Annotated in this window: 6 protein-coding genes; 1 reads left to right on the top strand and 5 read right to left on the bottom strand. The window is 68.4% G+C overall.

Annotated features, from left to right (window positions below; genetic code table 11):
- Together V7Q39_RS14015 and purQ are read right to left on the bottom strand one after the other, a co-directional pair.
- A partial coding sequence (locus V7Q39_RS14015; RefSeq protein WP_333817216.1) for a cache domain-containing protein occupies nt 1-877 on the bottom strand: 877 nt, incomplete at its 3' end.
- Nucleotides 878-923: 46 nt separating this feature from the next.
- Nucleotides 924-1,592: a phosphoribosylformylglycinamidine synthase subunit PurQ gene (purQ, locus tag V7Q39_RS14010; protein ID WP_333817215.1), complete on the bottom strand. Its 669-nt coding sequence runs from the start codon at nt 1,590-1,592 to the stop codon at nt 924-926.
- Between the two features lie 97 nt (nt 1,593-1,689).
- On the opposite strand from purQ, the gene V7Q39_RS14005 reads away from it, so the two are divergent.
- Entirely contained in the window at nt 1,690-3,066 is a 1,377-nt protein-coding gene (locus V7Q39_RS14005; RefSeq protein ID WP_333817214.1) for an FAD-binding oxidoreductase, read from the top strand.
- On the opposite strand, the gene V7Q39_RS14000 is transcribed toward V7Q39_RS14005, so the two are convergent.
- From V7Q39_RS14000 to V7Q39_RS13990, 3 genes are all read right to left on the bottom strand, one after another.
- A complete protein-coding gene (locus tag V7Q39_RS14000; RefSeq protein WP_333817213.1) occupies nt 3,067-3,228 on the bottom strand; it encodes a DUF3563 family protein in 162 nt (53 codons plus the stop codon).
- A gap of 128 nt (nt 3,229-3,356) precedes the next feature.
- Nucleotides 3,357-5,000 (bottom strand): DNA repair protein RecN, encoded by a 1,644-nt coding sequence (gene recN / locus V7Q39_RS13995; RefSeq protein ID WP_333817212.1) that lies wholly within the window; start codon nt 4,998-5,000, stop codon nt 3,357-3,359.
- Between the two features lie 39 nt (nt 5,001-5,039).
- Nucleotides 5,040-5,885: an outer membrane protein assembly factor BamD gene (locus V7Q39_RS13990; RefSeq protein WP_333817211.1), complete on the bottom strand. Its 846-nt coding sequence runs from the start codon at nt 5,883-5,885 to the stop codon at nt 5,040-5,042.
- Nucleotides 5,886-5,899: the final 14 nt, after the last annotated feature.

Below are 5,899 nucleotides of genomic sequence, written 5' to 3'. Positions count from 1 at the left end.
CCAGCGCCAGGATGCCGTTCACCTGTTCGCGCACCGAGCCATAGGCGGTGAAGGTCGCGATCTTCCAGCCCCGGAACGGTACCCGCGCCTCGGTCTTCATCACCGCCTCGCCGCGGACATAGGCGTCGGGCGGGTCCTGGGTCCATTCGGCGGTCGCGCGAAGCGCCCGCGCGATGGCCGAGGGCGGATCGCGCAGCGCCAGCGCATCGGTCATCGCCAGACCCCGCCAGCGCGGCTCGGTCGAGAGCACCACCGTGCCTTCGCTGTCGGTGACCATGATCGCGTCCTGCAACCCGGCCCAGGCGCGTTCGTATTTCATCAGGTCGACCGAGACGATAATCACCCCGAGCGGCTTGGCATCGGCCATGACCGTGCGCGAATACAGGAAGTCGAACCCGCCGGCATCGCGCTTGACGGCAGAGAAGATCGTGTCCTTCGCCCGCTGCGCGGCCACGAAAGAAATCTCGTTGCGCAGGTTCGTCCCCAGGACGTTGCGGTTCGTCGCCCCGACAACCCTGCCGTCGGCGCCGACCAGCCGGATCGAGGCCACGCCCAGCTCGCCTTGCAGCGCAATCAGCTTGGCCGAGGTGCTGGAGAAATTGTTGGCCTTGAGCGCCCGGATCAGGTCCGGGTCATTGGCCAGCAGCAGCGGCACGACCGAGGTCCGCTGCAACTCGGCCATCAGGTTCCCGGTGTAAAGCGCAAGCCGCACTTCGGCCCGGCTGCGGGTGGCGGCGCTGTAGCGGTCGGTCAGCAGGCGGTTCGACACCAGCACCACCACCACCGCCAGAATCACCAGCAGCACCACGGCCAGCTTGGCACGCCAGGGCAGGCCCGGTGCCGAGGGGGTAGCAGTGGTGGTATCTGTGGCGGTCATGGCCCAAGATTAGGGCCGGGCCGGAATGGCCTCAAGCCGAGGGGCCTCAGGCCAGCGCCATCCCGCGCATCAACGAGGCGAAGAGACCCTTGCCGTCGGTGCCCCCCAGTGCCGCCTCGGTCGCGCGTTCGGGATGCGGCATCATCCCCAGCACGCGGCGGTTCTCTGACAGCACCCCGGCGATGTCGGCCATGCTGCCGTTGGGGTTCTGGGCATAGGTGAAGGCGATGCGATCCTCGGCCTGCAGCCGGGCCAGCCCCTCGGCGTCGATGGTGTAATTGCCGTCATGATGCGCGATCGGGATGCGGATATCCTGCCCCGGCCGGTAGGCTCCGGTAAAATCGGACCGGGTGGTCGCCACCTTCAGCACCACTGTGCGGCAGACGAATTTCAGCGTCGCATTGCGCATCAGCACGCCCGGCAGGAGGCCCATCTCGGTAAGGACCTGAAAGCCGTTGCAGATGCCCAGGACATAGCCGCCCTTTTCGGCATGGGCCCGGACCGCCGCGCTGACCGGCGATTGCGCGGCAATGGCGCCGCAGCGCAGGTAGTCGCCGAAGCTGAACCCCCCGGGCACGCCCACGACATCCACGCCCTCGGGCAGCGCGCTGTCCTTGTGCCAGACCCGCTCCACCTTGAACCCCGCGCCCTCGAAGGCGACGGCAAGGTCGCGGTCGCAGTTCGACCCCGGAAAGGTGATCACGGCGGCTTTCATCGGGCGACTCCCATGGCGAAGGATGCGCGCCTGATAGCGGAAAGCGCCGCCAAGGGCCAGAGCTTGTGCCGCATCCGAAAGCCGCTAGGCTGACCGCATGTTGAAAGAACCTGCCCTTGCCGCACTGCGCGGGATTTTCGGTGACAGGGCCTCGGTCGCCGCGCCGGTGCTCTTGGAACATGCGCAAAGCGAAAGCCTGGTCACGGGCGCATTGCCCGACGCCGTGGTCTTCCCCCGCTCCACCGCCGAAGTGGCTGCGCTGGCCGAATGGTCCACCCTGCATCGGGTGCCGCTGATCGGCTGGGGTGCGGGCACCTCGCTGGAAGGGCACGCGCTGGCCCTCGATGGGGGCGTGGCCGTCGACTTCCGCGAGATGGCCGCCGTGCTGGAGATCCGCCCCGAGGACCGGCTGGTCCGGGTGCAGCCGGGCATCACCCGCGAGGCGCTGAACCGGGACTTGCGGACCACGGGGCTGATGTTCCCGGTCGATCCAGGCGCGAATGCCTCGCTGGGCGGGATGGCGGCGACACGGGCCTCCGGCACGACGGCGGTGCGCTACGGGACGATGCGCGATAATGTCCGTGGGCTGGAGGTCGTGCTGGCGGGTGGCCGGGTGATCCGCACCGGGACGGCTGCGCCCAAATCCTCGGCAGGCTATGACCTGACCGCGCTTTTCGTCGGGTCCGAGGGGACGCTGGGCCTGATCACCGAGCTGGTGCTGAAGCTGCACGGCCAGCCCGAGGCGGTGATGACCGCCGTTGCCGCCTTCCCGACGGTCGGCGCCGCGGTCGATTGCGTGATCGCGGTGATGCAGATGGGGCTGACCCCGGCCCGGATCGAGTTCCTGGATGCCGACACCGTGGCCGCCTGCAACGCCTATTCTCACCTGACCCTGCCCGTCACCCCGCAGCTTCTGGTGGAATTCCATGGGCACCCGGCGGGCCTGGCCGAGGATGTCGGCCGCTTCCGCGCCCTGGCGGAAGACTTCGGCGCCTCAGGCCTGGACTGGGCGGAAAAGCAGGAAGATCGCACCCGGCTCTGGGCCGCGCGTCATGCGGCCTACCGGGCGATCCTGGCCGCGCGGCCGGGGGCGAAGGCGGTGGTGACGGATGCCTGCGTGCCGATCTCGGCGCTGGCTCAGGCGGTGGAGGAGACCCGGGCCGATATCGCCGCCTCGGGGATTCCGGGGCCGATCCTGGGCCATGTCGGCGACGGGAATTTCCACGCGATCCTGCTGGTCGATCCCGCGCGGCCCGAGGAGGCGACGATTGCCAAGGCGCTGGCGAAGCGGTTGGCCGAACGCTCCCTCCGCCTGGGCGGCACGATCACCGGCGAACATGGCGTGGGCTTCGGCAAGCTGCCCCTGATGGCGGCAGAGCATGGCGAGGGCTGGCAGGTCATGGGCGCGGTCAAGGCCGCGCTCGACCCGCTGAACCTCATGAACCCCGGCAAGCTGGTGCCGGGTCAGCCATGATCAGTAGTCAAAGCTCGACCGGCGAAACAGGCCCTGGTCGATCTCGCGCTGGCGGCGTTCCAGGTCGACAAGCGACACCGAGCCGTTCAGATAGGCACGTTCCAGATCGGCGATGCGCGGGAAGGCTTTCCCGGAAACCAGTGATTTAAACAGGTTGAACATGATATGTCCTTTCTTCGTGCCCTGAAGATAGGACGCTGCAGCGCAGCATTGTAGGGTCAAGCGGGAAGTGCCGTCATGCGCTGAACGCATGGGTCGTCACAATTTCGCCGTGGCTTTGGGCAGAACGATCACCCAGCAAGCAAGGCGCGCGCCGCAGCCCGTGCCGCCTCGGTCACGGTGTCGCCCGCCAGCATCCGGGCGATCTCCTCCACCCGCTCCTCGGCGCCCAGCCCGGTGACGGTGGAAAGCGTCTGCCCCTTCGCCACCCGCTTTTCCACCCGCCAGTGCCGCGCGCCGAAGGCCGCGACCTGCGGCGAATGGGTCACCACCAGCACCTGCGCGCCCGCGGCCAGCGCCTTCAGGCGCCGCCCGACCGCATCCGCCGTGGCCCCGCCGACGCCACGGTCGATCTCGTCGAAGATCAGCGTCAGGCCGGGGCTGTCGCCGGTGAGGCACACCTTCAGCGCCAGCAGGAACCGTGATAGCTCCCCGCCCGAGGCGATGCGGTTCAAGGGGCCCGAAGGCGCGCCGGGGTTGGTGGCCACGGTGAACGTCACCGCATCCACCCCGTCCGGCCCCGGCTCGCCGCCCGTGATCTCGGTCGCGAAGACCGCGCGTTCCATCTTCAGGGGCGCCAGTTCTGCGGCCATCGCCGCATCCAGCCGCTTCGCCGCCTTCTTGCGCGCCATCGTCACGCGCGCGGCCTCTGCCGCATAGGCCGCCTCCGCCTCGGCCACCGCCTTGGCCAGCTTCGCCAGCCCCGCCGCCCCGCCGTCGATCGCCGCAAGCCGCGCGCGCAGCCCGTCGGCAAAGCCGCCCAGATCGTCGGGCGCGACGCTATGCTTGCGCGCCAGCGCCCGGATCGCGAACAGCCGCTCCTCGACCCGCTCCAGTTCTCCGGGATCGAAGTCCAGCGCCTCCAGCGCCCTCTCCACCCCTCCCTGCGCCTCGCCCAGTTCGATCAGCGCACGGTTCAACGCCTCCATCGGGGCGTCGAGCCGACCCTCGGCCTTCTCCGTCGCGCCGTCCAGCCAGCGCAAGGCGTCGCGCATCCGGCCCTCGGCCCCTTCCTCCGAAAGCGCAGCCAGCGCTTTCGCCACGTCTTCCCGAATCCGCCCCGCGCCCTGCATCAGACGACGGCGGGCGTCCAAAACCTCATCCTCGCCCGGCAGGGGGTTCAACTTGTCCAGCTCGGCCACCGCATGGCGCAGGAACTCCTCCTCCGCCGCGGCCCGCGCCAAGGTTGCCTCGGCCTCGGCCAGCGCGCTACGCGCCTCGCGCTGAGCCGCCCAAGCCGCCCGCAAAGGTGCAAGCTCCAGCCCTGCAAAGGCATCCAGCAGCGCCCGATGGCCACGCGGGTTCAACAGGCCCCGGTCGTCATGCTGGCCATGCAGTTCCACCAGATGATCGGACAGATCGCGCAACACCTCGCCCGAGACGCGGCGGTCATTGACGAAAGCGGTCTTGCGCCCGTCGGCGGCATTGACCCGGCGCAGGATCAGCTCGTCCTCCGACTCGATTCCCGCCTCGTCCAGCACCGCCCGCGCGGCATGGTCCGCGGGCAGGTCGAAGACTGCCGTCACCTCGCCCTGCGCCGCCCCCTGGCGCACCAGTTCGGCCCGGCCGCGCCAGCCCAGGACGAAGCCCAGGGCATCCAGAAGGATCGACTTCCCCGCCCCCGTCTCGCCGGTCAGCACATTCAGCCCCGGCCCCAGCTCAAGGCTCAGCCGGTCGATGATCAGCACATCCCGGATGTCGAGGCTACGCAGCATCGGATCGCCCCGTAGGGTGCGTGCTTGCACGCACCATCCCTACAACCACTCGCCCTTCACCATCTGGCGGTAGATCGTGCGCAGCCAGCCTTCGCCCTTGGCCTCCGGCGACAGGCCCTTGCCCTTCAGCAGGCGATAGGTGTCGTCGTAGAACGGCGAGGACTGATAGTTGTAGCCCAGGATCGCCCCTGCCGTCTGCGCCTCGTCGGTCAGGCCAAGCGCCAGGTAGCATTCCACCAGCCGGTGCAGCGCCTCGGCGGTATGGGTCGTGGTCTGGAAGTCCTGCACCACCACGCGGAAGCGGTTGATCGCCGCCGTATAGTGCCCGCGCTTCAGATAATAGCGCCCGACCTCCATCTCCTTCGCCGCCAGCTGGTCGAAGGCCAGCTCGAACTTCAGCATGGCCGAGCGGGCATATTCGCTGTCGGGATAGGTCTCGATCACGTCGCGCATCCCTTGCAGGGCCTGGAAGGTGATCCCCTGGTCGCGGCCGACATCGTCGATCTGGTCGTAATAGGAGAGCGCCATCAGATACAGCGCATAGGGCGCGTCCTCGTCGCCCGGATAGAAGTCCAGATAGCGTTGCGCCGCATCGCGGGCCTCGGGATATTCCTTGGCCCGGTGATGCGTATAGGCCTGCATGATCAGGGCACGCTTGGCATATTCGGTATAGGGATAAAGCCGCTCGACCTCCTGGAAGTAGACCAGCGCCTCCTTGGGCTTCTTGCCGGTCTCAAGCTCCAGCTCGCCCTTCTTGTAGATCTCTTCGGCGGTATAGCTGTCGAGCGCACGCTCGTTCGACCGACCGCCGCCACCGCAGCCCGCCAGCATCGCAACCAGAAGCGCCGTCTTGAGGAACCCTGCGCCGGGCCTTCTGCCTGACATTCTTCGCCTATCCA

This window comes from Tabrizicola sp. (assembly GCF_036781545.1).
GTDB lineage: Bacteria > Pseudomonadota > Alphaproteobacteria > Rhodobacterales > Rhodobacteraceae > Tabrizicola.
Note: the sequence above shows the minus strand (reverse complement) of the source record. Positions and strands in the feature narration are given on the sequence as shown.